This window comes from Paenibacillus sp. Soil522 (genome assembly GCF_001428245.1).
In the GTDB taxonomy this organism is placed as follows: Bacteria; Bacillota; Bacilli; order Paenibacillales; family Paenibacillaceae; genus Pristimantibacillus.
This window is the reverse complement of sequence record NZ_LMRV01000027.1, coordinates 67,395-93,440: the sequence shown is the minus strand read 5'-3', so window position 1 is coordinate 93,440 and position 26,046 is coordinate 67,395. Positions and strand designations below refer to the sequence as shown.

The window sequence follows — 26,046 nt, the reverse complement described above, 5'->3', positions numbered from 1 at the left end:
CCTATTCAACTCCGCCGATTAGACTTTGCTGCGCCTTGCTTATCACGACAGCGTACCGAAACAATGGCCTCCATTTGCAATACATTGCGGGGAGTTCAAGCGTTTGCCCGAGACGCTTCCAATCGTCCGCGCGAAAGCCTTTCGCCACCGACAGTGGGCCGTCATGCAAAATATACCGGTTGGACGAGATGATCCGGGTCGTCAGCCACACCGCAGCCCAAGCGAGCCAGTGACGATGGATGTCATTGATCACAACCCCAAGCCTTGCCGCTTTCAGCATGCTTACGACTGCATGCGGCAGCTCCTCCTCGGCAAAATGATGTACGAACTGCGTTCCCGTCACGATGTCTGCGCATTCTTCAGGCAAGGCAAATAAATTGCCCCGCCTTACCTGTACTCTTGGCTCATTTTGATAAATAAGCCTTGCTTCCTCGCAAGCTTCCTCAGTAACATCCACCAGCCAAATGGCAAGCCCGATCCCCTGCTCGTCCGCCCACCTTAGCAGCTGACCGTTCACATCGCCGGAGCCCGCTCCGATATCGAGAATGGACAAGCTTCCCGGCTTCCCCGCATTCTCCCAAAGCCGCTTTACCCCATGCAGCGTCGGCGCTGCGGCAACGAATATACGGTTTAGCAGGCGAAGCTGCCGCAGCGCTTCACGAAGCTCAGTCCCTCCAATTGAAAGATCATCCATTAATTCCGCCTCAACAGCCCGATTGCGCAAGCTTTTAGACATAGGTCCCATCCACCGTCTGCTCCAGCTCCTGCGTTATAGCTGCCGGTACATAAGCAATCTTGATCATCTCGGCCGTAAGGCCGGGCCCGAATGCCAACGCGATTCCGCTGACCGGTTCCGAGCCGGTCTCCTGAAGATGCTTCCTCATCGCGCTCAGCACAAAAAGGATCGTAGCTGAGGATACATTGCCATAATCGCGAAGAATCCCCAGGCTATGCGCCGTTTGCTCATCGGTAAGCTCAAACTTATTTTGCAAAATATCGATGATGCCCTTGCCTCCCGGATGGATCGCCCATAGCTCGAGCTCTTCCTTACCGCACAAGCGTTCCACCTCTGCGGGAATGAATTCACCGATCAGCTTTGGAATTTGCGGGGAAAGGTACAGGTCGAAGCCATGATTGCCTACCTCCCACACCATCTCCCCGGCACAATCAGGCAGAAGGACGGAGCGCTCCTGTCCGAGCAGAAAAATAGGCTTGTGATGAGGCTTTGCCGCGCCAATCACGCAGGCAGACGCCCCGTCTCCGAAGAACGAAGCGGCGAATAACGATTCCCTGTCGCCTGAAGGCTGAATATGCAGCGTGCACAGCTCCACGCACACGATTAATACATGGGCAGCATGATCATTCCCTACGATTTGACGCGATATACCGACCGCCTTAAGGCCCGCGGCGCAGCCTAGAAAATTAAGCGGAATGCGGGTTACGGTAGATGCCAGTCCTAACTGCTGCACAATAACGGCATCCATTCCAGGCAGAAACTGTCCGGTGCAGCTTACCGTTATGAGATGCGTAACCGCAGCAGGCTCGACATCTCCGTCCGCCAGTGCTTGTCTCGCCGCACGCAGTCCGAGCGGAACCGATTCCCGCTTATAGACACCCATGCGCTCCGCCGTCGAAGGCGCATCCTCGGCTGAGGCGCTCGAAAAGTAGCGGCATTCCGCCGCTTCCGCAAGCAGATTCGGCTCACATGTATAACGGCTTTCCACACCGCATTGCTTGAAGATCCTTCTCCCCCAGCGGGCGGAATCGGGCTTGTCGCTTAACGCATCAACTAGTCTTCGCGCCGTATCGGCTTGATCTATCAAATATGGCGGCACTGCTGTGCCTATGCCCAATACCGCAGCACTCGGTTGTGTTTGGCTCATATCGTTAATTCCCACCCTCTCTGGACAAGTACCTTTTAACAAGTCTATTCAACGCTTCTCCCCGATATGACGAGGGTTGGGAGCGCAAATGCGAATACTAACGGCTTTTCCCATCATTTGTAATCATCTTGAAATCTAATTTTCATCTCGTTTTAATGAAAGCAGCCTATAATAAAAACAACCCCCTTTTGTAATATATATATTGAAGACCCACAGCACCGAATGCTGTGGGTCTCTTTTTGTGTTTTGCATGTCCAATTAGAATGAAGCGTAATTAAATATTCCTTCCTTTCCGTTTTTCCACTCAATTCACTTCTAATATTTAGTACTACTTACTTCATTCCTCTATTACAAGCCCCTTCTCTTCACACCATTCAATAACTAATTCCTTTACCTTTTTTTCTTTGAATTCATACCATTGTTTTTCAACGTCATGTTCTCTGATCCCATCTTTAAATCTTCTAAATGCCCCTCTTCCTTGAATAGCTTCGGACAATTCTTCTTGAACCTCTCCTTCGCTTAATGTTCCGATAAATTCTTCTATAATTTCATACTCATGGAACTCGTTTCTTAGTGTGAAATTGAGATACTCCTCGTTTTCATCCTCTATAATTTTTACTGCTTTTTCGATGTTCTCTCTTTGCCAATCCGGATATTTTTCAAGCGGCTCCTCATCTTCTGCCGCTCTCATCTCTTCCCTCGATAGTGTTATAACTTCTCCTGACTGTGTGTTTATAAATGTAAAGGTCTCATCCATTTGAATTTCCACCTCATTTATTAGATCCTCTAATTTGACCGGTACTTTTTTCTTCATTTCATATCTCCTTTCATTGAAAGCTTATAGATAACATTTTAATCAAAATACCTTAATTATTCAAAAGGAACCTGTCCGCCATGCGCATGACAGGAAAAGGTCAAATCGATTTTGCTCCTTCAGCCCTTTCTCGAGCGAAGGAAACCTCGATCCCCATTCATGATTTCCAGTTACATAATAAACGGGCGCTAATTCAGTCATCCTGCGCATCAGCGTGAGGCTTATCTCCGCGTTGTACCTTTTACTGTCAACCAGATCGCCCGTCATCACGATAAGGTCGGGGCTCAGCTTTTTCACCTTGCGGGTAATCGTACTCTGCTCCTTGCCAAAGGATTTGCTGTGCAAATCCGTTAGATGAACGATGCGGTACGATTCAATCCCCTCCGGCAGCTTATCGGAGCTCAGCCTATACTTCGTGATGCCGATAGCGTTGTTCTCATAATAGAGGAAGGCGATCACAGCTAAAATAATCAAAGGCAACATAACCAGCAAACGTTTTTTTGTCAAACGCATAACAACAAAACTCCTTACTTCTCATAGGCTACTTTCGGCGTAACGGATCTCCCTCTTCATGCCTGTCACTTCGCCCTTTGCTTCGATAAGCTCCACGATTGCCACTTATTATGCGAGCGCGCCTGCTCCTGCAAATGGACGATCACCTCGTTTATCCCTTCCAAATGAGGATGCTTCGCTTGCAGTTTCAGCAGCTCTGGCGCAGCATCCGTCGATAGCGTCCCTAAATAGGCGATATCAATAATTCCGGTCCGCTCGAAGCGGTCGATGTTTTTGGCAGCGATGCGCGCATCCAAATTAACATAGTTCATCGCGACAAAGGCAATGATGGACACGCATATATAAGCTTTGCCCATTGAGAAATGCTCTCTCCAAATGCGAAGCATTGCAATCGCGAGCAGCACGCCCAAGTACAGCATAAACCCGTGCACCAATAATCTCGTTTGCGAGAAGCCGTAAGCCTCCTCGTACAGCGACAGGCGGCTAAACGCCGATACCATCATCACGAGGGTACAGCCAATGAGTACGGATAGCGACAGCTTGCGGACCCACTCCGCCGCTGCGCCCGTCCTCCGGATCAAATGCAAGCCGCACATGAGCAGACCGACGTTGATCAACGCGACCAAGACCAATTCGGCGAAGCCTCTGCGCGCATAATCGGCATAAGCCGCTCCTTCAGGGAGCAGACCGTTTGCCGCTCCGAATAAATACGAGAACTGAATAAAGACGAACAGCACGTAAACGAGATTGATGCTAATAAGCAGCGTGCCTGCCGTAATCGGATCGATTTCCAACCGCCTGCTTTGCTTCAATACGGCCTCCTGCGAATCGGCCGCCGGACCGCTTACCGTATCCGTTAATTTACTGAAAAGCAGGCCCCATATGTAGCAGAAGGCATACAGGGCAAAAAACGCCGCTACAATTAACCGCCAAATGCCGTCTCCTAAGGAGAAACGTTCTAATGCGTCTGGAATTTCAATCATCCACGACAGAAATATTTCATCAGCTGACGCCAGCAAGGCGATCACAACGATCAGAATAGGCGCCGAGAGCAACAAGCCCAGCAATACTTTTGCAAGCTTGCTCCTCCCAGAACTCGGACTATCCTTCCCTTTTAAGCGGTCGTTAAACAAGGTGAATGGCACGCCGATGAACGCAAAAGGCTTTATTAGCGCCAGAAATAAAAGCTCTGTATAAAAAATGCCCCGATACCACGGTTTTGTACTGCTGCTGGTCATAAGCGCCGTCTGAGATACGATTAGCGCGAATAATGCAAACATATTCAGCTGCCGGAACAAGCTGTTCGCATAGAGAGCATAGGTCAGGGTCAGCAAAAAAATCGGAATGAACAGCAGCCAGCCCGAGCTTGCCTGCCCCTGCCATTTCTCGAATCCGCCCATTCTCCCTTTAATGGAATAGAAGAACAAGCCATAAAATGCAGCAATGAACACTAAAACCGAAATGCCTGACGGCGCTCCGACAAACAAATATTGACTTACTAGACCGAACAAAAGGGCAAGAAGAAGCATTCTTTCGTACCTTTTTTGCCATGGCGCCGGATCTCTCATGTCGCTCACTCCACCCATCTCAGCATACAATTTGTTAATTTCCTCCTTTTATTGTAACCTAGAAAACAAGAACAAAAAGTGTAAGTTATAACTGGAAAACTTCATATTTTAAGGCGGGAGTAATTTGCATGAAAATACGTCGGCATTACTTAGCGCTTAGACGATCTTATCCGGGCATTCAAGAGAATGTCTCCTTTGAAGTAACAACGCAGGAGCTTGCAAATTTGCTCGATTGCACACATCGAAATATGGTGCTTCTATTGAAGCGGATGCAGCAGGAGGAATGGCTGACCTGGGAGCCTAAGAGGGGACGGGGCAACCGCTCGTCGCTCTCCTTCCTCGTAAGCAAGGAGCAGGTCGCGCTGCAGGAAGCACAGGAAATGATGCAAAAGCAGGATCTGCATGCGGCGCTCGAGCTTCTGCAGCAGGTAGAGGAGTCGCCCAAGCTGCGCGATCAGTTTCAGGATTGGCTGTCCGGTCAATTCGGCTTTCATTCCGAGGTGCAGGGCAAGCGGCGCACCGATATTTTGCGCTTTCCCCTCTCGCAAACGATCTATTCGCTAGATCCGGCAGCTATCCATTATACGGGCGAGTCCCATCTCGTCAACCAGCTGTTCGACGGGCTTGTCCGCATCGATCCGAAGGGCGAGCAAATTTTGCCGCAGCTTGCGCATGCGTGGGAGGTCGATGAATCGCGGACGCGATGGACGTTTTATTTGCGCAAAGGAGTGCTGTTCCATCATGGCCGCGAGCTTGATTCGTCTGACGTCAAATATTCACTTGAGCGGCTCAAGCTTTTGGCGCCGCTTGGGCTTTACAGCTGGGTCTACTCCGGTATCGTCTCTATGGACACGCCGGACGATACGACCATACGCATTCAATTGGCCGAACGCAATGAAGCATTTCTCGCCTTCTTGTCGACCAATCGCGCATCGGTCGTCCCCCAAGATGCTTGCACAGCGGCAGGAGCGAAATTCGGCGGGAAGCCGATCGGCACCGGTCCCTTCCGATTTGCTGGAAACGAGCAGGGTGTTTGGATTTTGGAGGCTTTTGCCGCTTATTTTCAAGGAAGGGCCTTTCTCGATCGGGTAGAGGTGTGGACCATTGCAGAGGAGGCAACGCGTGAGAATAGCGCTGAGCTGCAATCGTTTCAGGTCATGCACAACGCGAGATTGTCGGATGCGGCAGCTGAACGGTGGCAGCAGGTACGGCAGTCGGGCATGACCTGCAAGTTTATTACGGTAAATGAACAGAAGGAAGGTTTGCTGGCAAACCCCGCCATACGAGCGGCGATTGACCACGCCATCGAGCGGACGGAGCTTCTGAAGCTGCTGTCGGGGGATGTTATTGAAGGCGTGGACAGCTTCTGGCCGGAACCTTCTGATGGCGGTCAACCCGAGGCTTCGAGGGAAATTAATGCCATTAAAAAAGCGCTGTTAGCCGCCGGTTACAACGGTGAATCACTCGTTCTTGCCACGATTCCGCAATACGCAGCTGATGCCCGGATCATTCAACAGGTATGCGCGAAGTCGGGCGTTCCGCTTGAGATCAGCCTCATCGATGCGGAGCAATTCAAAGGAACGGCCCGCATGTCAGCCGACTTATTGCTATTTGCGGTCATGCTGGACGAGCACCGCGAGCTTCGTCTCATCGATCTGTTCAAGAGCATGCAGCAGCATGCCCAGCCAGAAATGCATGAAAGACTCGAGAAGAGCATTCGGGCTATTTTATCAGAGCCGGGTACGGAGCGCCGGGCAGCGATATTCAAGCAAATTGAAGCGGAGCTCAAAGAACGGCACAGCCTGCTGTTCCTCTACCGCAAGCATCTAAAGACGGCTTTCCACCACTCCGTTCGCGGCATTTCACTCGAGTCGCTGGGCTGGGTCCGCTTTCGGGATATTTGGTTTACATAGAAGGGGATTGCATGTTCAGGCTGCTATAGATACATACTGAGAAAGTGATTGAGGGCTTTAGGTTCTTCAATAAAGAAAGGGGTTATCTAAAATGGAGCAAACTATTTCGAAAGAGCACACACAGCGCTTGTTCGTCGCCATTCCGGTACCGGAGCATATTTCGAGGAAGCTGGAAGTCTGGACGCGCGCCCATAAAGAAAAGCTTCCTTTTCGAAAATGGTCCCATCCGCGTGATTACCATATTACGCTGCAGTTTCTGGGCGAAACGCCGGCAGCAAAGCAAGAAGCGCTGCAGGCCGTTCTGCGGGAAGCGAAAGCGGCGCCTCTTTCTCTGGCATTGAACGGGGCAGGCACCTTCGGCCCGCCGAAAGCACCCCGCGTCCTTTGGGCTGCCGTTAACGGAGACCTTGAGCGGTTAGCTTCTCTCCATCGGGAGGTCATAAAAGCTACACGTTCGATTGGATTCGAGCCGGAGGATCGCCCATATGCACCGCATATCACACTAGCTAGAGGATTTGCCGGAAGCGGCGAAATGCCTCCTGAAGCGACTGTCTCCGCTCCCGCCTTATTCGAATGGGAGGCCGATCGCTTCGTGCTCATGCGTACCCATATGAATGCTTCACCGATGTATGAGGTTATCGGCGAGTTTCCCTTATCCTGAGCAATAACGGAAGTCAATATGCTCCATATAAGGGGAAGCAGGATTATGAAATCCCTTCCTCCTTCGACTGCTCTTGCTTTCTGAACAATGCGACCACTGTCAGCAGCAGCAGCGGAGCAACAAACGCGGCATACGTCCATAGCGGGTGTATGACGGACACGATAAACCCCCACTCCGCAGCCCCGTCAAAAGCAACGAGTCCGATAAGAAAGGTTAATAATGCCAGCGGCATAACTAAGATTCGACTGTCCTTAAACCGGCATAGCTGACTTAAAAATAAGCTAAACACATACAAGGTAATCGTTGTTTTCATATAAGAGCCCAAAATGAGCGACATGCCTATAATGGATTCCATCCTTTGAATAATTTCCTGGAACTCGATAATCCGCGCCAAAGAAAACAGCACGTATGGCCGCTCCCCTGCATAAGCTCCAAAAACCATAATGGCGCACACCGTGGATAAACACAATATAAAAAGATTGAGCCCAAGCGTAATTAGCATTATTTTACACAATTTAGGCGAAGAGCTTTTGTTGACAAACGGAAACAGCATCGAGAAGAGGAAAACCTCGGCGTAAGGAAATCCAAAAGAGAAATAAGCGCCATGAAGCACCGGTTTGATTCCTTTAGGCATAACGGGAAGTAGGTTCGACGGATCATAATCGGGAATCGCCACCAGCAATACAGCAATAATAAAAAAAGTAATCAGGATCAGGATCAGTGTAAACATCCTCGCCATAACCTCAAGTCCGGCACGGGCGGTTGCAGCTGAAATGGCGTAGACAAGAAAAGAAAATACGTACATCGGTGTTTCCCTCAGCATGGAGCTCACCATGAACAAGCTCACATCTATAACGATACCCGCCTGCATTTGGATGAAAAGAGACATGGTGCAGACGGAAAAGATAACGGTAAGCGGCGTTCCGATTAATTTGCGGCTGTATTCCACGTAGGTCATATCGGGAAAGCGGCGATACAGGAACAGCATGCAGCTTAATAGAAGAAAGCCGAACCCGCCTGACAACAAAAGCGAAAGCCATGCCCCGTTATTCGCTTTACCGATGAGCGGACCCGGAATATTGATGATCGAAGAACCGGTCATGAACACGAAAAAAAGCACTCCCATTTGGAAATGGCTGACGGTTTGCTTGTCGATGCTGCTCCCCTCCTTTGCCCTTTCGGTACGATTATTTGTTTACATTTAAAAAATCATCGATTTTTTTCGCTGTGCCCCCGAGAATAGACTTGATTACATCATAATAATCAAGCCAATTTTTATTCACTATATAATCGAGAGCTGCATACAAGCAGAAGATCAGGAGGATACCATAGACGGTTTTCTCTCTCTTGCTGATTTTATTTTTTAATTTAAACCCGTCATAGAGCAGCATGCTGCCGAAAGCAATCACTAAGATAAATACCCGTTCGACCATATTCAACCCCCTCTAGTTAGCTTCTACTGCGGGTTTGCCGGTTATGGTTCCGTTTGTGATGAGCCTCAATTTGACCTTAATGTCAAAGGGGACTTCCGCAAATTGCGCATCCCAAGTTTGCTTGATCTTCCCCCATTTCTTGGGATCCGCTTTGTAGATAGCATTACCGATTCCGATAACCTCTATTTTATTCGCCTGCAGGAAACGGATCGTGCTTTTCATTTGCTCCTTCATTTTTTCTTCGATTCGGTGAATGAATTCGGCCTCATCCTTCTCGGTGTCCAATTTCGAACATTTCAATTCGCCAATCGATACATCCCCTTGCAGCTTAACGCTTACAGATACCTTATCCCCCTTGATAACCGGCTTTGTTCGCGTATGTATAGTAAGAATCTCCGTATTCTCCACTTCTCTTTTCTTAGCCGCGCATGGAATTTCAATTACGCCGGATTTATACTCATTTCGCAGCATGAGCAGTCCTTCCACCTTATTGGATGGTAAAACAGTTTTCATTTTTCCATTCTGAAGCAGCGCAAGGCCCGCTGAGTTATACATTTTATCTGATAATTTATCTTCATACACATAAGACACGACCGTATCCGGATGAGCGCTCTTCATCTGCATCACCAAATACAGCAGTGAGGTATCAAACGTTTTGGCCGAACTTCTATAAGCCGTTTCCTCCGCCCGCAATAGCTGCTGTGCCGTGGTCTGTTCAATTAACGGCTTCTTTTCCAACATCTTGCTCGCCTTGCCTTTAGCAATCACGAGGGAAACGCTGCTTCGAGGCTCATGATCCCTGTAAAAAAGGTCGAGGAGCTTGCCAATGTTACCCGACCTGGCCAGCTTTTCTCCAACAACAATAATCCGCATATGGCTGAATTGCGCTTTTCTGCCCAAATGTATGGGAATATCGCGTACCGCCTCCATGACAGAATCATCGCTTGTCTTAACATTAATGCTGGAGACTCTGGTTAATGCAGTCGCTGTACTCTGTATGGAAGTAGGACGGTATACTTGTGTCAGCATGTCGATTTTCCCGTCTTTCCCTTGATCAAGCGTGATACCCATTACAAAGCCTAATTCCGTCAGCTCTTTTTTGCTCCAGCAGCCGGGCAGCATGATAAATATAGCCGTCAGGAAGAGTACAATCGCCAATTTTTTCATCATCCCTCATTCTTTCCGCATGATGCTTAAGTAAGAGTTATTTGACCGGTTTTTGCTTATGCAGGTTCCGGGGGGTACGAAGCAGTTTTTTCAATGGAATTCTTACGATGACATCCCGCATCTCGGCCAGTCTAAACGGTGCCAGCGGTGACAAATAAGGTTGTCCAAGCGTGCGCAGCGTACAGAGATGAAGCAGAATAAATAAAAAACAAATCATCATGCCGAAGCCCCCGAGCATGGCCGCACTAAGCATTAGCGGAAATCGCAATATCCGCAAGGAGATGGCGATGTTATATTGCGGAATGGAAAATGAGGCGATGCCCGTCAGCGCGACGACGATGACCACAATCGGAGAAGCAATACCCGCGCTTATGGCGGCATCTCCAATGACTAACGCCCCTACAATGCTCACGGCAGAACCGACCGGCCTTGGTAATCGGACCCCTGCCTCCCGCATCAGCTCAAAGAAAAATTCCATGAGCAGCGCTTCAAAAAAAGCTGGAAAAGGGATGCCTTCCCGCGCATTTAGAACCGCAAGCAGCAAAACGGTAGGGATCAACTCGGGATGGAAAGTCGAGAGAGCAATGTAGATGCTTGGTAAGGTCAGAGCGATGATAAAGGCAACTATGCGAAGCCAACGAACCAAGTTTGAAAGCAACGTGCGTTGATAATAATCCTCGCTGGATTGAAAAAATTCTGTAAAAAGACCCGGACATAATAAAATACCGCCCGTGCCTTGTACCATGACCGCAATCTTTCCATCCATCATCGCAGCCACCGCCATATCTGTCCTTTCCGTATAGCGATGCTGCGGAAAAGGAGAATAGGTAGAGTCCTCAATGAGCTGCTCGATATACGAGGTCTCCATAATCTCAAGATCTTTAATTTGCTCTATTCTTTTTTTAAACTCGGCCAACAATTCACCATCAACTTTATCTTCAATATAACCGTATGCGACAGTGGTTTTTGTATCTCCGCCCGCGGTAATCGATTCTATTTTGAATTTAGGCGTTTTTAGGCGCAGCCGAAGCAGGCCGATATTTTTCTGCAAATTCTCGACCGTGCTCTCCCGCGGTCCCTGAACAACCGATTCGTTAACCGGATCAGTCACCTGTCTGCTCTCAACAGACTGTGACTTAAAGCTTAATGCCTTATCCCATTGATCAAATAAAATGATGAGGCGGCCTTCCGATATTTCTTCCACCACGTTATGCAAATCGTTAAGGATGATAGCTTTTTTTCCCGAAACGACATCATGCTCGAAAAATGTACGGATATCCAAAGGCGTAAGGTCCATACCGGGACCAATCTCATGCGTAACGAGGTCTTGAAGAGATATCTTCATATAATTTTCGGTGTCTTCTTGGACAAGCGATCCGTAATAAATGGAACAAGCGGTGTACTTCAGCTCAGGTCCATAATTCCAATGCCTATACATAATATCCGTGCTTATCGAAAATATCGCTTCCAAGTACCGCAAATTTTCCGTCAGCCGCTCGGAAATGGGTGTTTTCGGAGGGTTCGTCATGTAGGTATCACCTGATTTCAATAGCCTCAACTCATTTTTAACCATTATTCCCCTAACTTATGAGCGTATACAAAAAATCAGGCATTCTAACATACGGAAGAGTATACAACAAGTGAAAAAATATTCATTCGGCACGGCTGACGCCATTAAAAATGAATAAAAAACCGCAATTCAACTCGTTTTTTTTAACCTTTTTATGTACTTTTTACAGTTTCGTACCAATTTTTGCAGGTTTATTCCCTCTATCAAGTAAACTTATAATACATGTGAGACTAACACAGAGGAGAGAACATCACATGAATAAAGGATTTAAAAGAAAAATCGCAATCTTGATGTTAGCCATCAGCTTGCCTGCAACATCATTATTACAAGTACAGAAAGCCGAAGCCTACTTATCAGTAGCAGAGAAAAGAGATAAGGTTGTCCGGACTGCAATAAGTCTTACAAATAAGGTCGAATATGTAAACTGGCGATACAGACAAGAAAGTTATGCCCCCTATAGAACAGACTGTTCCGGTTTCACATACCTGGCGTACAGACTTGCTAATGTCGGTGTAAGGCTTGTCAACAAAGATGACGACGATCAAGCTAGAGTAGGTACGAGAGTCGCATGGGGCAACTTTAGAAAAGGCGACTTGGTTTTCTTTTGGCTCAACAGCAGCAACAAGAGTAATGTCGGTCATGTTGGAATATACATTGGCAATGGAAAAATGATTCACAACATTAGCTCCAGTAGAGATGTTATCATTTCAAACATTTATACAAACAGCTGGTACAAAAACAGATTTGTCGTAGCAAGACGGGTTATTAGGTAATCACGCAGCCTCGTGAGGAAGCACAGTCATATCGATTCCTATTCGTCAGGAATTTTCCGTTAATAGATCACCCTACTATCCTGCAAGGCAGGATGAGGGTGATCTTTGTCTATATTTTTAACGATTTCCGTTAAAGCACTTTTAATTCGGGAGCATCCGTATTTCGTTTAATATGCCGCTTGACATGCTCATACATCGTCTTCATCCTATCCCATTCTTTGCCGCCTATGTCCGTTTGTTTCTTAATCGCGTCCTTCAACGGCAGTATCCGAAATACGCTCCTTTCGCCAGATCTTGTGATACGGGTCCAGGTAGGAATAAATTCCGCTTGCATAATCTGTATCGTTCCGTCATCATTTTTCCGTATATTAAGCCTGGTTATGAGCCCCGTTAGTGTATGGTCGTTCCAATAAAGCCGGGTAGAAATGAAATTGCCTAAGGAGTAAATCGCAAACCTTTGTTTGCTCACTCCCGTATTGTCCTTTACCTTGTAAAATAAAGCCGGCTGGATGACATGCGAATGCGCGCCTAGAATAATATCCGCCCCGTTTTTAAATAATAACGGAACAAACTCCTTTTGCTGAACATTCGGAAACATACCGTATTCTCTTCCGAAGTGCATACATACGATAACGAGCTCGGCGCCTTGGGCTTTTATTTTCTTGATGTCTGCAGTGATTTTGCCTGCATGGATCAGATTGACAGCCCAGGATTGTTCGGAAGGCACGGGAATTTTATTCGTTGTTTTCGTATAGGCTAAAATACCGATTTTTATTCCTTTGACTTCCTTAATTAAATATTGTTGCGACTCGCTATGTGATCGAAACGTTCCTGTATGAGCAAGACCCTGGGAATCAAGCACCTTTAATGTTCGTTTGAGACCGTTAATTCCACAATCCATACAATGATTATTTGCTGTGGTTAGCACGTCAAAACCGAGATTTTTGAGTGTGCCAGCGAACTGATCCGGACAATTAAACATGGGCCATCCGGTTTTAGGATGCCTTTTCACTACGGAGTATACGGCATCAATCGTTTTCTCGCTTGGCTTGCCCTCAGAGCCGGTTCCGCCAAAGTTCGTTTCCAGATTGCCAATCGTAAAATCCGCGTCACGCAAATAAGAGGCAACGGGTTCAAATATTTTATCGAAAGAATAGCCTTTTTCACCGGAAACTCTGGCTGAGTTAATAATCCTTGTCTTTATCAAAAAGTCTCCGACCGCGGCGATCGTAATATCCGTACTCATGATTCATCTCCGTTCTCTAAATCTTTTTTGAACTCTCGAAAAGCGCGGAGCCACATCTTATCATATGATCAGGACACGAGTCCGGCATTGGATATTCGCCCATATTCCGCATTCTATCCCGCAATAAAAAAAAGGCATGAGCGCCCGTAATGATGCGTACGGCGAGAAATTCCCGGCCGCATCCATTTACTTGGCGTCATACCCGTTTCGTTTGATTACTATCCCGTTATTCCGTTATTACTGTGGTATACGTGCTGTTTGTCGTTATGTATACTGTCTTACCATCCACTATTACTTGGTACCAATAGCTGTTAGCTTCCTTAATTAATTCAGCTTTCTCTCCCAGCTCCAGCCTTCCAACGGTATCTGAGCTTTGACTGGCGGATGCTTTTAGGGATACCCAGCCTTGCTTCGTAACAACATATCGTTTCTGCGCTTGCTGCTCATCCGGATTTATGGTTTCAGGCGGTTGCGGCGCCGGCGCCGGTTGTTGCGCAATTCCATTTGTCCATGCAGGTACGGTCTTCTGCGGCGGAAGGATGTATGATTGCGGGATTACAGGCGGTTTTTCTGTTTTTCCTGCCATTCCGCTCAGGGCAGCATTAGGCAAAACGCGTCTCGCGGAATGGAACTTCTCTCCCCACCAGTACGACCAGCTGTCTACCGTTCCTAGCGCCGTAGGATTGCCTTCTCCTCTTGTGCCGATAACGACGGGTTGTCCAGCTCGGTTGGTTCCCATATAAATGGCGACGTGGGAAATATGATCACTTTGCTGCCACGTCAAAATGTCGCCGATTCGTAAGTTTTGGGTGCCTGTCAGCTGCCATTTCCCGTCTACCTTTTTCTTGCCGACACCTGCAACCTTCGTTCCTACGGAATCATAGCTGCCGGAGGATTCCGTAATACTGTAGCCAAAGTCGCCGAAAACGAGGCTTGTGAATCCGGAACAATCCTCATAGCCATATTTGCCGTAAGCTTTATAGCCATGACCGTAAATAAAGTAACCGTTTTCCATATACCATATAGCGCGCTCAATGACCCGATAAGCCAAAGTTCCTTTTAGAGAGGCATATTTACTGCGGAAATCCGCCACATTGTACAATTCGTCTTTCACATAGCTATCCGCTTCAATATACTTGTTATACTTAGACACCGCTTCGGACTTAGAATAATCTGTTGCGGCGAAGGCTATTCCTGTTGTGCTTAATGACAAAGCCAATGTCAGGCCAATAATCTTTTTCTTCATAGATCTACCAACTCCTTATGAGATATATTCCTATGATAGCAAGTTTTGCTAGTAAAATTCGCTGGTACATATATCCAAACCCTCTTTGCTTCCATCTTTCCCCACAAGTGTAAACGGCTGACGCCGTCTTTGCGGCAAAAGCTCGTTTCGCGGTGAAATATAAGCATCGTATAAGGTTCAAATTTATACTTTCTTATATTTTAAATAAATGGCCCTTCACCGCATGCGAGTTCGGGTGAAGGGCCGTTGTTTTTCACTTTTTTACCGACAAATTTCGAGCATATTGATAAGGGATATGAAGACATTGTTCCCACGCCTTTTTCCCGTGCAGTCGTCTTATAATCATTTTCCCCGGTTTAATATTGATCTCTATGAGCCAAAGCCGTCCACTAGTATCAACAGCGAGATCGATCCCGAGTTCAGACAAGCGGGAGTTGTATGATTTTTCCACAAATTCCGGAATGTATTCCGCCACCTCGACAATCGATTTTGTGAGCGCTTCTCCTTTCTCGCTGCCAAACTCTCTCTCCAGGTAATCTGCCACCTTATATGCGTCGCCGCCGCTCTTAATATTCGAGGTAATTTTGTCCTTCATACCTTCCCGGACGGCCATTCCTGTCATTTTCCAGTTGCCTTCGTCTTTCTTTTGCATAAGTGCGCGAATGTCGAACACTTTCCCATTTTTGTTTCTGATGTCTATCCATTTTTGCATCAAATGCCGGCCTTTCTTGAGTACACTCCAAATATAGGAGTCCAGCTGGGCGCTGGGCAAAATCTGCTTGCGCATCCCGTCTCTTTGAATGACGAAATGCTCTTTTTCAATCGATACCCTTATAATTCCTCTTCCGCCCCACCCATTGATCGGCTTCAGCATAACACTTCCATGCTTCTTCAAAAATTTGATGAACTGCTGGGCATTCGTTATTTGTTCGGTTGGCAGCAAGAGCGGTTGAAGAACCGAGGAACCATGCAAATGGCTCTGAATTTTGCATTTATTGCCGAGGCCGTAACCGGTAAAGCGCAGCTGCTTGCTCTTTTTCACAAGGCTGGCCCTTGCAGTTAACGCTGGCGGGTAGAAACCGATATCCATATTAATCTTGGGGTAAGGGACGGTTTTCCTGGTCCAGCTGCCGTCCTGAAACAGACAGCCGCGAATTTGCCGCTGTTCCAAGTCCACATCCCTTGGCGTAAAAACAACGACGCCGTCGAATTTTTCTGCCAGCGCAGATTGGGCATGACGGCGAAAGCTTTCCGGGCGCGCGATACGGTGTGTCATGATGCCTAAAATATTATTCATACTCGATCTCCGATCTTTATCGTCTGCTAGGCTCTCCAATGCATGAACCGTATAATATCCTATGCTCAAAGGCTATTGTCCCGCTTTAGATATTCGCCCAAATCATGAATAATCTTGCGGATAGGTACTCTTTGTGAAATGCCGGAATAACATGAATAACGTCGATCGAGGCCTATTTCATGACGTGAACTGCTGTTAATCAACGGAGGAGATTCCACAGTGAAAGCTAGATTGATTAAATATCCCGGAAGGAAATGGTTGAAGCACGAGTCACTCTGGGGCGAACCGGAACTCCGTGAATATTTGCCCGAAACAGAGCTGTTCTCTCCGCAAGCATTCATCCAAATGATCGAACGATATCCTGTCCTTTTTGTCAAACCGGACATCGGAATGCAGGGACAAGGCGTTATGAAGGTTACGCATGAGGACGACACTTATGTCATCCAGACGGCTTCACAGAAACTTATATACCGTGATCTGAAGAAAGCTGCTCTTAAACTAAAAAAACTGATCGGTGCAGAGAAATTTCTCGTGCAGCAGGGCATCGATCTGATTCGAGTGAATGGAAGCCCGGTCGATTTCCGCGCTCTATTGCATCTTAAACCGAACGGATTGTGGCGGTTTTTCGGAATTATGGGGAAGGTGGCGGCGAAGAACCAGTTCATAACGAACCACAGCAGCGGAGGACGGCCGATTCGCCTGCATCAGGCGCTTAGAATTCCGAAAGAAAACGGGGCGCAATGGGATACGCGTATCAAGGAATTTTCCATTCTGATCGCGGACGCTATGAAGCTGCATTTTCCTAAAATAACGGAGCTGGGCTTAGATATTGCCATCGATACCAATCATAAAATTTGGCTGTTGGAAGCAAACACCAAACCTCAATTTCAATTATTCAAATATCACTCGAACCCGCGCCTGTTTGCGCAAATCTCCTATTCTGTCCGCTTGCTCAGAAATACTGCTGATTAAATAAGGATTTCAAGCATTCGAAGTCTTTCTTCATGACAAGTCGGTGCTGGGAAGGAGTTCGCATGAACCGTACAAAGGTTAAGCTTCAAATACAAAATGGCAGCGCCTCTTCAGACGGATCGGTCCTCATGCTCAATGAATCGATTGTCGAAATGTGGACGATCCCCATTGGGCAATCCTTGAAACTATGCTTCGGATCAGCTAGTCAGGAGGTACTGGTCGAGCCTTCGCCACAAAGAGATGTTCTGCTCATCAGCGCTGCGCTCGCTTCTAAATGGGGGCTCGCTCATGGTGACGAGCTGTCCGTTCAATATCAACCCAGCACTAAAACGCTTCAAATCGGCCCGCTTATCGGCGTGATGCTCAGTCACATTAATAGGAAAATGCCTAGTAACCCCTTCGGCGTCAATACGTCATTTTGCCGCGAGCTTATCCGTGCAAGCAAGCTGGATTACTCTATCATCTTTTTTTTCACGCATGCGGATATACAAAGGCAGTCTGATACGATTAACGGCTGGAGATATACGAACAAATGGGTGCGGTATCGCTTTCCAATCCCCAATGTGATCTATAACCGCGTAACCTCCCGTAAACTGGAAAGACTGGCGAGCGTTCAGCAGTTTATAATATACGCCAAAAGCCGTTATAACACCGTATTTTTCAATGAGAAATATTTAAATAAAACAGAAGTTTTCCAGGCACTTAAACAAGAGCCCGAGCTGCATGTGTATCTTCCGGAATCCCATCTGCTCAGCCATTTTGCGCTGTTGAAAACGATGTGCAGCAATCATAACGTCGTGTTTCTAAAACCGAACAGCGGGAGCCTGGGCAAAGGCATTATCCGCATTAACCGGAATGCCGATACAACGTACACTTGTCATTTCAACAGTTTCAACGGCGTCCGCAAACAATCATTCACAAGCATAGAGAAATTGTTTAACGCTATCTCCAGCAAAATGAAAAAAAACCGCTATCAAATTCAGCGGGGTCTTAATCTCCTATCAGTAGGCAGCAGGCCGGTCGATTTCCGGGCGGTGGTACAGCGCGATGACACCGGGCAGTGGAGCATCACCTCTATTGTCGCTAGAATTGCCGGCAATCAGCAATTCGTTTCCAATCAGGCCCGCGGCGGAACGATAACAACCGTCAAAGCTGCGCTCTCGCGAACAGGCGCTGCCGCGTCGTCCGGCGGATTGGCGAAGCTGAGGCGGGCTGCGCTGCTAATAGCCAAAGGCATCGAGACGCAAATGACGGGGCATTTTGCCGAGCTTGGCATTGATTTGGCTATTGATACGCAAGGTCATGTATGGCTGATCGAAGTGAATTCCAAGCCGTCGAAAAACGATAAAGCCCCGCTGTCCGCATCCGGCAAAATTCGGCCGTCCGTAACGAAGTTTGTTCAGTATGCTAATTATTCAGCAAATATTAGCGACTAGTTGTCCGCCATGAAGCCCGGCAGCTCCATTCAAGATGAACGTCCATGCATGATGGCGCTCATCTTGGCCGGGCGTAGGCGGGAGCCGCCCGCAATTGATGAGATCCACTGATGCTTACGGCAATCGGTAAAAGGCGAAAGGCTCGCCGTTACGAAACGGGCTGCTCATCGCATCCAGCTTTTTTTGGGCCTCTGTATCCAGCTGAAGAGAAACGCTCTTCATATTTTCCGCAAGCTGATCCCTTCGCGCAGCCCCTACAATAACCGTCGAAACGGCGGGCTTATTCATCAGCCATGCAAGCGACAGGACGCTTGGCGTACACCCAAGCTCTTTGCTGAGTTTTCCCGCCTGTTCGCCGAGCGCAATCGTTTTGTCATCCAAAAATTTGCTGAAATTCGGATCGGTTTGCGCCCGGGAGCCTTCCGGCGCCTTATCCGAGGAGCTGTACTTGCCGGACAAAATACCGCCCGCCAGCGGAAAATAAGGAATGATGCCGACCCCTTGATCAAGACACATCGGGACAAGCTCCTTCTCAGGCGTACGATCCGCGAGAGAGTAGCTCACCTGCGTGGAAACGAATCGGTTCAGCCCCAGCCTTTCGCTGATGCCTATCGCTTTCATCAGCTCCCACGCCAAGTAATTGGACGCGCCGATATAGCGCACCTTGCCTGAGCGCACCATATCTTCAAGCGCGCGCAGCGTTTCTTCAAGAGGGGTCTCCGGATCGAATGTATGAATTTGATACAGGTCGACATAGTCGGTTTTCAGACGCTTCAGGCTATTTTCCAGTTCCGTCTGCAAATGATAGCGGGACGAGCCCCGCTCATTTACGCCTGCCCCTTTCACTAACCCCGCTTTGGTCGCCAGCAGGACGCTATGGCGGTTCCCCTCCAGCACTTGCCCGATGATTTTCTCCGATTCGGTACCCGCATAAATATTAGCGGTATCCATAAAATTGACTCCGTTGTCTAATGCATAATGAATGATTTGTTTGGATGTCTCATAATCGGCACGCTTGCCGAATGAGTTCGTTCCGAGTCCAAGTACAGATACTTTAAGTCCGCTATTGCCAAGTCGGCGAAATTGCATCATGCTCAGCTCCTTTTTTCCATTATAAGTCTTTCTATTTTCTCCATTATAGACTTGATTGTATGGGATTTCAGTATTTTCGATTATGACCTGGCTCATAAATTCTGATATGATAAGAGCTAAATGATAAATCGGAACAAACGTTTCCGTTTCCGGAAAGGAATCAGGCGATGAGCGATCAATTATCCCAGCGGGTTATTAAATTACTGTGCGGCGATGCCTTCTACGAACGGGGAGAAGCTTACTATAGAGAGGGAAAAGTAACGATTACGAGCTCAAATCCGCAGGCGGCAAGCTATGAGGCGGCCGTGCTGGGAAAAAGACGCTACGAGGTTACGATCGATATCGATCTTGATGGAGATGTCGATGCGGCATGCACCTGTCTCGCATTCAGCACCTACGACAAATACTGCAAGCATGTGGCAGCCGCTCTGCTGCACATCCTTGATCACCAGCAAGAAAGCGCCAGATCCGCCCGCGTCTATCCCTCCCTCCTTCATCCGGAGGATAGACCTTACGGGGATGAGGATGTTGATGACGAGGGAGATGAAGCGCATATACGTCCCCGGTTTGCCGGGCATGCAGGATTTGAAGCAGCAGATCCCCGGCTTGCTAACGGCTTGCTGGAATTGTTCAGCGGCCGGCCTCTTCGAACCGGCGCGAGCCGCTCGCTCTTCGATGCGAGGACTCCTCTCGATGTAGAAATTACATGCAAGCTCTACCCCTACGGCTACCGGAAGCATATGTTCGGCATCGAGCTGAAGGTTGGGCCTAAGCGGCTCTATATCGTACAGCGAATACGAGAATTTCTTGAGAAGGTCGACCGCCGGGAGGCATTCGTTTTTTCGAAGCATTTTACGTATGATCCGGCTATTCACAGCTTCCTGCAAGGCAACGATGAGGTGATCAGGCAGCTCATTCAAATCTATCGCAATGAGGCGCTCATCCGCGAAACGTCGGTCCGGTCATTTCTAAAAGAAGCTCCAGCGAGCGGTGACCGCATGCTGCTTGTGCCCCCTTTCTCTTGGGGAGCGCTGCTCCCTCTGCTTATCGCGGCTCCCTCGGCTCAGCTTGTGTACGGCAATCGGACGTTTGCCGGCATTACGCTGACCGACGAAGCGATTCCGCTTCATTTTGCCTTCGATCAAGCGACGGGCGACGGCTATCAATTGGATATTCAGGGCCTCGGCCAAATGACCGTAATGGAGGAGTACGAGCTGGTCATTACGGAAGGCAAGCTGCTGAAGCTGCAGCCGGATTCCTGCAAACGTCTTGCGGAGCTGAAGCATCTGGTCGACACCTCCCGCAAGCCGAAAATTCATATTGCCCCCGAGCAAATGGAGCCTTTCATGGAGAGAGTCGTTCCCGGCCTGATGAAGCTGGGCAGCGTCGGCATCGCGGAAACCATATCCGACCGCATTCTGCATACGCAGCTTAAAGCGAAGCTCTATCTCGATCGGGTAAGAGACAGGCTGCTCGCCGGACTAGAGTTCCAATACGGCGACATTATGATCAATCCGTTAGAAGGCAGCGGCAAAAACCGCGGCTCCGACCGCATCCTGATGCGGGACGGGGAGCAGGAGCGGCGCATATTGGAGCTGATGGAGCTGGTCCCCTTCGCCAAAACCGAAGGCGGCTATTTTATGGAGGATGAGGACTCGGAATTCGAGTTTCTGCACAACGTCGTCCCGCAGCTAGAGAAGCTGCTTGCCGTATATGCCACCTCCGCCGTGAAGGTGCGGATCGTGACCAAGCATGCGCCGCCAAAGGTGACGGTTAATGTGGATGAGCGCACCGATTGGCTCGAATTCAAGTTCAATATGGATGGTATACCGGAATCGGAAATTCGCAGCCTGCTGAAGTCGCTTGAGGTTAAGCGCAAATATCACCGTTTGCCGGACGGCTCGTTATTACCGCTCGAAGGTGCTGAGTTTCAAGAGATCATTCGCTTCTTGAATGATGTCGGCTTGCGCAAAGGGGATATCCACGGGACTGAATTCCGCATTCCCGCGGTTCGCGGCCTGCATCTCATCGACTCGCATGAGAGCGGCAGCGCCGTAAAGCTCGGCAAATCGTTCCGCCGGCTGTTAGAAAATATGCGAAATCCGGACAATCTGGATTTCCCTGTACCGGATCATCTCGCGCCCGTGCTGCGGGATTATCAGAAGTATGGCTACCAATGGATGAAGACGCTGGCACACTACCGTTTTGGCGGTATTCTCGCGGATGATATGGGGCTTGGCAAAACGGTGCAGGGGATCGCATTTATCGTCTCCGTACTGCCCGAAATCCGAAAGCGGGAGCAGCCTGCTTTAATCGTCTCCCCGGCTTCACTCGTATACAACTGGCTGAATGAGCTCAAAAAATTCGCTCCCGAAATTCGCGCCGTTATCGCAGACGGAAGCAAAGCGGAACGCAGCAGCGTGCTGAAGGGCGATTTAGAGGCGGATGTCATCATTACCTCCTATCCCCTGCTGCGCAAAGATATCGCGCAGTATAAGAAGCAGCGCTTTCACACGCTGATTATGGACGAAGCGCAATATTTCAAAAACCATACGACCCAGACCGCGCAAGCGGTCAAAGCTATCGAGGCCGGGTATCGCTTCGCTTTGACCGGAACCCCAGTGGAAAACAGGCTGGAGGAGCTTTGGTCGATTTTTGGCGCCGTATTCCCTGAGTTATTCCCGAGCAAGCAAGCCTTTAACGAGCTCACCCTAGAAGCCGTCGCTAAGCGGGTTCGTCCGTTTCTGCTGCGCAGACTGAAGAGCGATGTTCTACAGGAGCTTCCGGAGAAGATCGAATCGATTCAGGCGTCCGAGCTGCTGCCGGAGCAGAAGCAGCTGTATGTGGGCTTCCTGGCCAAGCTGCAGCAGGACACGGTGAAGCATTTGAACGAGGAGGGCTTCCAAAAAAACCGGATTCGGATTTTGGCGGGCATAACGAGGCTGCGCCAGCTCTGCTGCCACCCTGCGCTGTTCGTCGAAGGCTACGAGGGAAGCGCGGCCAAATTCGAGCAGCTCCTCGAAATAATCGGGGAATGCCAGAGTGCGGGCAAGCGGCTTCTCATCTTCTCGCAATTTACGGAAATGCTCGGTCTGATCGGGCGCGAGCTTGGCTACCGGGGTTTGCCTTATTTCTACTTGGACGGACAAACACCAGCCGCTGAGCGCGTCGCCCTCTGCAGCCGATTCAACAACGGAGAGCGCGATCTCTTCCTCCTGTCGTTAAAAGCAGGCGGCACCGGACTGAACCTGACGGGAGCGGACACGGTTATTCTCTACGACCTGTGGTGGAATCCGGCCGTCGAGCAGCAAGCAGCCGACCGCGCTCACCGCATCGGACAGAAAAACGTCGTGCAGGTCATCCGCCTCGTCACGCAGGGCACGGTGGAGGATAAAATGTACGAGCTTCAGCAGAAGAAGAAAAACCTGATCGACGAGGTGATCCAGCCGGGTCAAGAGGCGTTGTCCTCCCTATCGGAGCAGGAGATTCGTGAGATTCTGATGATTGAATAAGAAGAAGCCTTGATCAACGGACAATCTGTCGATCAAGGCTTTTTATTGTGTCATCAACTTTTAAGAATGCCTATTTTTCCCCACCTGTTTTGAAGGCTACGGCTTCAATAATCGGTCAATCTCGGCTGCCGCTTCCGTTAAGCCCTGTTTAACCGAAAGCTCCTCTTGAAAAATTTTGGTCATATACGCCGTATAAATACCGTCAATTCGACTGTAGTTTTTCACTGGCGGCCGTAAAAACGTATGGTTGAGCGCTTCCGCAAACGGATGAATAAACGACTCGCCCTGTACCTTTATTTCTTTGGCCTTCAGGTTGGCCGGGATCAAGCCGGTTTGCGACATCGCGATTTGCGACTGTGTATTAACCATCCACTTCATAAACAGCCATGCCTGCTTTGGATTTTTGGAGCCCTTCATAATAACGAGGTCTTCTCCGCCCAAGATGGAAGCCGGACCGTAAACAGGGGGAAAAGGAACCGCTATCGTCGCGTTTACCGCTCTCTTCAGTTCATTGCCTTGGAAGACGCTATAGAACCACGGCCCATCGTCTGTGACCAAAACCTTCCCGGATTTTACGCCCTCCCAATTATCGCCGCCGCCGTTAATGACCGTCCGGTCAATCAGCTGCTCCTTATATAACGATAAGAGCTGTTCTACCGCTTTTACAGTCGCTTCACCGTCCAGATAGCCGGATGCCCTCGTATACGATTCATCCGTCATCCGCCCGCCAAGGGCATAAATATAAGGCAGGCTCCTCCATGGCACCAGCCCGCTCATGCCGATCATGTAGCGTTCCTTCTTAGCGAGCGCAATGACCTCCTGAAAAGTGGCCGGCGGCTCTGACAAGCCGGCTTGCTTCAGCAATGCGCGGTTAAATATAGCAACCTTCGTATTCATATTCACGGGTAACGAATAGTAGGCGCCCTCATAATAGCCGGCCGAGCCTGTATTGCTCTGCAGCGTTTGGGTGATTTCATCAAAATCACCGTTTTCGCTAAGTGGGAGCAAGAGCCCGCTCTGTGAAAACTCCGGCACCCATACGATGTCCATACGGACAACATCTGGCGCTCTATTGGCAGATGCCTTGGAGATAAGCGTATTTTTCAGCTCCGCATTATTGCTTTGACGAACAGGCACGACATGAATAGCCGGGTACGCCTCCTCAAACGCAGGAATGAGCACGTCCTCCAAAATTCGCGTCTCTTCGTCACTGTACGTATGCCAGAACTCAATCTCATGGTCCTCCGTATTGTTGATCTTCTCAACTTCGCTTTCCCTGGATATGATGGGTTGCTGGCCGCAGCCTGCAGCAACGACAAGGAAGCACACGATCATAATCAGCCTTATGGCAAACATGTCTATCTCCTCTATCAACTATTGTTGATGCTTTTCCCGATACTCGACAGGAGTCATCTGCGTCATTTTTTTGAACAGCTTGCTGAAATATTTTACGTCGTTAAAGCCCGATTTTTCCGCTACCTCATAAATCTTATACTCATTTTGAACGAGCATCCGTTTTGCTTCATGCAGCCTCAAGTCGATCAAATAATCGATAAAATTTTGGCCCGATTGTTTTTTGAACAAATTCGAGAAATAGCTTTTGCTGACATGAATAGTATCCGCTACTTCCTGCAGCGTTAAATCGTCCCGGTAATGAAGTTTAATGTATTCAATCGCTTTCGTGATTAATTGTCCGCTATGGCCTTTATCATTCAAGCGGAGCTGATTAGGATGCTCCATCTCCTCGAACAAATGACGGATGGCCGACTCCAGCTGGACAACCGTATCGCAGCGCGAAATATGATCCCGGAAATCCGACAGCGTTTTGGAATCCCCGTTTAAGTAAGCATAGGCGGAGAGCAGCTCATAAGCCTCTCTCTTCACAAGCTCCGGCGTCGGACCGTCCTTCACCCACCTCGAAACGAAGCTGTCGATTACCGCTTTGGCGTTGTTCTCGGAACGAAGCCGCTCGACGATCGCGTGCATCTTCATTTCCTCGTATTCATGCCCACCTTCGCGCTCATCCGGCGGCAGCTCCCAGGCAAACAGCCGGCCCGTCCCTTCAAAAAATCGCCGTTCTCCCGCCGTCCAGCTTCTTTGCAGTCCCGCTTCCACCAGCCCGCTTTCCTTCTCGATGCAGTAGCCGATCGAAACCGATACGGATAACTCAGCGGCTACCTGCGCCTTGAAGCGCTCAAGCTTCCCTTCGGCATCCTGCTCATAGGGATAGATGAGGAAGAGGCCTTCTCCCGTTAAAATGTGCGCGCTGCCGGATTGAAATTGCTCGTAAAAGATGGACTGCATATCCTCATACATAATGCTGATATGCAAATGCCCATAATGCTCCTGCCATTCATTTAGTCCATCCGATACGACCAAAGCGCAAATGTAGCATAAATTTTTGTGGCCAAAAATATCACTAAACCGAAAATCCGACCGCCCGGACGCGAGCAGCCGCTTCATCTCCTGCTCGGATCGCCTTCTCTCCAGCAGCGTCAATTGCTCGTCGAGCTGCTTCTTCTGCATCGCCTGCCTGCGGTTTTCCAGGAGCATATCCTTACAGCGGTCAAGTACAGCAATAAGCTCCTCCGCTTCCAGCGACGGCTTGAGCAGGTAATCGACAGCCCCTTGCTTCATCCCCTCGCGAACGTAATCGAACTCATCGTAACTGCTGATAAGAACGACCTTCATTTGCGGATTAACCTCCAGCGCATTCCGCGTCAGCTCCAGGCCGTCCATGACCGGCATCTTAATATCGGTTATTAAAATATCAACGGGACGGGAGCGCAGCAGCTCCAATGCCTCGAGGCCATTCGCGCAATCCCCCACTAAAGCAAGCCCGTGCTCCTCCCAATCGATAAAGCTTTTAAGCCCGTTTCGAATGATCGGCTCGTCGTCCACGATCAGAACGTTATCGTTCACGTTATTCCCTCCTCCAAGTTGTTGAAAG

The 26,046-nt window shown here is 48.9% G+C and carries 21 protein-coding genes; 6 read left to right on the top strand and 15 right to left on the bottom strand.

Annotation, left to right across the window (positions count from 1 at the left end):
- Window position 1 precedes the first annotated feature (1 nt).
- The 5 genes from ASG81_RS05750 to ASG81_RS05730 form a co-directional block, all read right to left on the bottom strand.
- On the bottom strand, window positions 2-736 hold the full coding sequence (locus ASG81_RS05750) for a methyltransferase domain-containing protein (RefSeq protein ID WP_200961433.1): 735 nt from the start codon (window positions 734-736) through the stop codon (window positions 2-4).
- A complete protein-coding gene (locus ASG81_RS05745) occupies window positions 729-1,883 on the bottom strand; it encodes a type III polyketide synthase (RefSeq protein ID WP_056630335.1) in 1,155 nt (384 codons plus the stop codon). The genes ASG81_RS05750 and ASG81_RS05745 overlap by 8 nt, the downstream gene beginning before the upstream one ends.
- A 337-nt stretch (window positions 1,884-2,220) precedes the next feature.
- Window positions 2,221-2,697 carry a UPF0158 family protein gene (locus ASG81_RS05740; RefSeq protein WP_056630331.1) on the bottom strand — a complete coding sequence of 159 codons (477 nt, stop codon included), beginning with the start codon at window positions 2,695-2,697 and terminating at the stop codon, window positions 2,221-2,223.
- Between the two features lie 60 nt (window positions 2,698-2,757).
- Window positions 2,758-3,210 carry a metallophosphoesterase gene (locus ASG81_RS05735; protein WP_056630328.1) on the bottom strand — a complete coding sequence of 151 codons (453 nt, stop codon included), beginning with the start codon at window positions 3,208-3,210 and terminating at the stop codon, window positions 2,758-2,760.
- Between the two features lie 65 nt (window positions 3,211-3,275).
- Window positions 3,276-4,808: a DUF4153 domain-containing protein gene (locus tag ASG81_RS05730; protein ID WP_056630324.1), complete on the bottom strand. Its 1,533-nt coding sequence runs from the start codon at window positions 4,806-4,808 to the stop codon at window positions 3,276-3,278.
- A 98-nt stretch (window positions 4,809-4,906) separates the two neighbouring features.
- Here ASG81_RS05730 and ASG81_RS05725 point away from each other — a divergent pair, with 98 nt between their 5' ends.
- Window positions 4,907-6,691: an ABC transporter substrate-binding protein gene (locus tag ASG81_RS05725; protein WP_056630320.1), complete on the top strand. Its 1,785-nt coding sequence runs from the start codon at window positions 4,907-4,909 to the stop codon at window positions 6,689-6,691.
- 91 nt (window positions 6,692-6,782) lie between these two features.
- On the top strand, window positions 6,783-7,352 hold the full coding sequence (thpR, locus tag ASG81_RS05720) for an RNA 2',3'-cyclic phosphodiesterase (protein ID WP_056630317.1): 570 nt from the start codon (window positions 6,783-6,785) through the stop codon (window positions 7,350-7,352).
- Window positions 7,353-7,395: 43 nt separating this feature from the next.
- Here the strand turns inward: thpR and ASG81_RS05715 are convergent, their stop codons facing one another.
- From ASG81_RS05715 to ASG81_RS05700, 4 genes are read right to left on the bottom strand one after another with little or no spacing between them, the layout of a single operon-like run.
- Complete coding sequence (locus ASG81_RS05715) at window positions 7,396-8,508, bottom strand: GerAB/ArcD/ProY family transporter (protein ID WP_268795761.1); 1,113 nt, start codon at window positions 8,506-8,508, stop codon at window positions 7,396-7,398.
- 31 nt (window positions 8,509-8,539) lie between these two features.
- Window positions 8,540-8,785: a hypothetical protein gene (locus ASG81_RS05710; protein WP_056630310.1), complete on the bottom strand. Its 246-nt coding sequence runs from the start codon at window positions 8,783-8,785 to the stop codon at window positions 8,540-8,542.
- 12 nt (window positions 8,786-8,797) lie between these two features.
- Window positions 8,798-9,955, bottom strand: coding sequence for a Ger(x)C family spore germination protein (locus tag ASG81_RS05705; protein WP_056630307.1), 1,158 nt, complete (start codon window positions 9,953-9,955; stop codon window positions 8,798-8,800).
- A 34-nt stretch (window positions 9,956-9,989) separates the two neighbouring features.
- The gene (locus tag ASG81_RS05700) at window positions 9,990-11,480 is read right to left on the bottom strand and encodes a spore germination protein (RefSeq protein WP_056630304.1); all 1,491 of its coding nucleotides are present in this window, start codon (window positions 11,478-11,480) and stop codon (window positions 9,990-9,992) included.
- A gap of 296 nt (window positions 11,481-11,776) precedes the next feature.
- On the opposite strand from ASG81_RS05700, the gene ASG81_RS05695 reads away from it, so the two are divergent.
- Window positions 11,777-12,295 carry a C40 family peptidase gene (locus ASG81_RS05695; RefSeq protein ID WP_056630302.1) on the top strand — a complete coding sequence of 173 codons (519 nt, stop codon included), beginning with the start codon at window positions 11,777-11,779 and terminating at the stop codon, window positions 12,293-12,295.
- Between the two features lie 130 nt (window positions 12,296-12,425).
- Here the strand turns inward: ASG81_RS05695 and ASG81_RS05690 are convergent, their stop codons facing one another.
- The 3 genes from ASG81_RS05690 to ASG81_RS05680 form a co-directional block, all read right to left on the bottom strand.
- Window positions 12,426-13,541 (bottom strand): CapA family protein, encoded by a 1,116-nt coding sequence (locus ASG81_RS05690; protein WP_056630299.1) that lies wholly within the window; start codon window positions 13,539-13,541, stop codon window positions 12,426-12,428.
- Between the two features lie 226 nt (window positions 13,542-13,767).
- A complete protein-coding gene (locus ASG81_RS05685) occupies window positions 13,768-14,787 on the bottom strand; it encodes an NlpC/P60 family protein (protein ID WP_081417151.1) in 1,020 nt (339 codons plus the stop codon).
- A gap of 253 nt (window positions 14,788-15,040) precedes the next feature.
- Window positions 15,041-16,084: a YheC/YheD family endospore coat-associated protein gene (locus ASG81_RS05680; protein WP_056630294.1), complete on the bottom strand. Its 1,044-nt coding sequence runs from the start codon at window positions 16,082-16,084 to the stop codon at window positions 15,041-15,043.
- A gap of 219 nt (window positions 16,085-16,303) precedes the next feature.
- Between ASG81_RS05680 and ASG81_RS05675 the strand changes: the two genes are divergently transcribed.
- Both ASG81_RS05675 and ASG81_RS05670 read left to right on the top strand, forming a co-directional pair.
- The gene (locus ASG81_RS05675) at window positions 16,304-17,056 is read left to right on the top strand and encodes a YheC/YheD family protein (protein ID WP_056630292.1); all 753 of its coding nucleotides are present in this window, start codon (window positions 16,304-16,306) and stop codon (window positions 17,054-17,056) included.
- 62 nt (window positions 17,057-17,118) lie between these two features.
- Window positions 17,119-18,492 carry a YheC/YheD family endospore coat-associated protein gene (locus ASG81_RS05670; protein ID WP_056630289.1) on the top strand — a complete coding sequence of 458 codons (1,374 nt, stop codon included), beginning with the start codon at window positions 17,119-17,121 and terminating at the stop codon, window positions 18,490-18,492.
- 114 nt (window positions 18,493-18,606) lie between these two features.
- On the opposite strand, the gene ASG81_RS05665 is transcribed toward ASG81_RS05670, so the two are convergent.
- The gene (locus tag ASG81_RS05665) at window positions 18,607-19,581 is read right to left on the bottom strand and encodes an aldo/keto reductase (protein ID WP_056630287.1); all 975 of its coding nucleotides are present in this window, start codon (window positions 19,579-19,581) and stop codon (window positions 18,607-18,609) included.
- A gap of 170 nt (window positions 19,582-19,751) precedes the next feature.
- Between ASG81_RS05665 and ASG81_RS05660 the strand changes: the two genes are divergently transcribed.
- Window positions 19,752-23,096, top strand: a complete 3,345-nt coding sequence (locus ASG81_RS05660; protein WP_056630284.1) for a DEAD/DEAH box helicase — start codon at window positions 19,752-19,754, stop codon at window positions 23,094-23,096.
- A 96-nt stretch (window positions 23,097-23,192) separates the two neighbouring features.
- On the opposite strand, the gene ASG81_RS05655 is transcribed toward ASG81_RS05660, so the two are convergent.
- Both ASG81_RS05655 and ASG81_RS05650 read right to left on the bottom strand, forming a co-directional pair.
- The gene (locus ASG81_RS05655) at window positions 23,193-24,452 is read right to left on the bottom strand and encodes an extracellular solute-binding protein (RefSeq protein ID WP_056630282.1); all 1,260 of its coding nucleotides are present in this window, start codon (window positions 24,450-24,452) and stop codon (window positions 23,193-23,195) included.
- Window positions 24,453-24,470: 18 nt separating this feature from the next.
- Window positions 24,471-26,018 (bottom strand): response regulator transcription factor, encoded by a 1,548-nt coding sequence (locus tag ASG81_RS05650; protein WP_056630279.1) that lies wholly within the window; start codon window positions 26,016-26,018, stop codon window positions 24,471-24,473.
- Window positions 26,019-26,046: the final 28 nt, after the last annotated feature.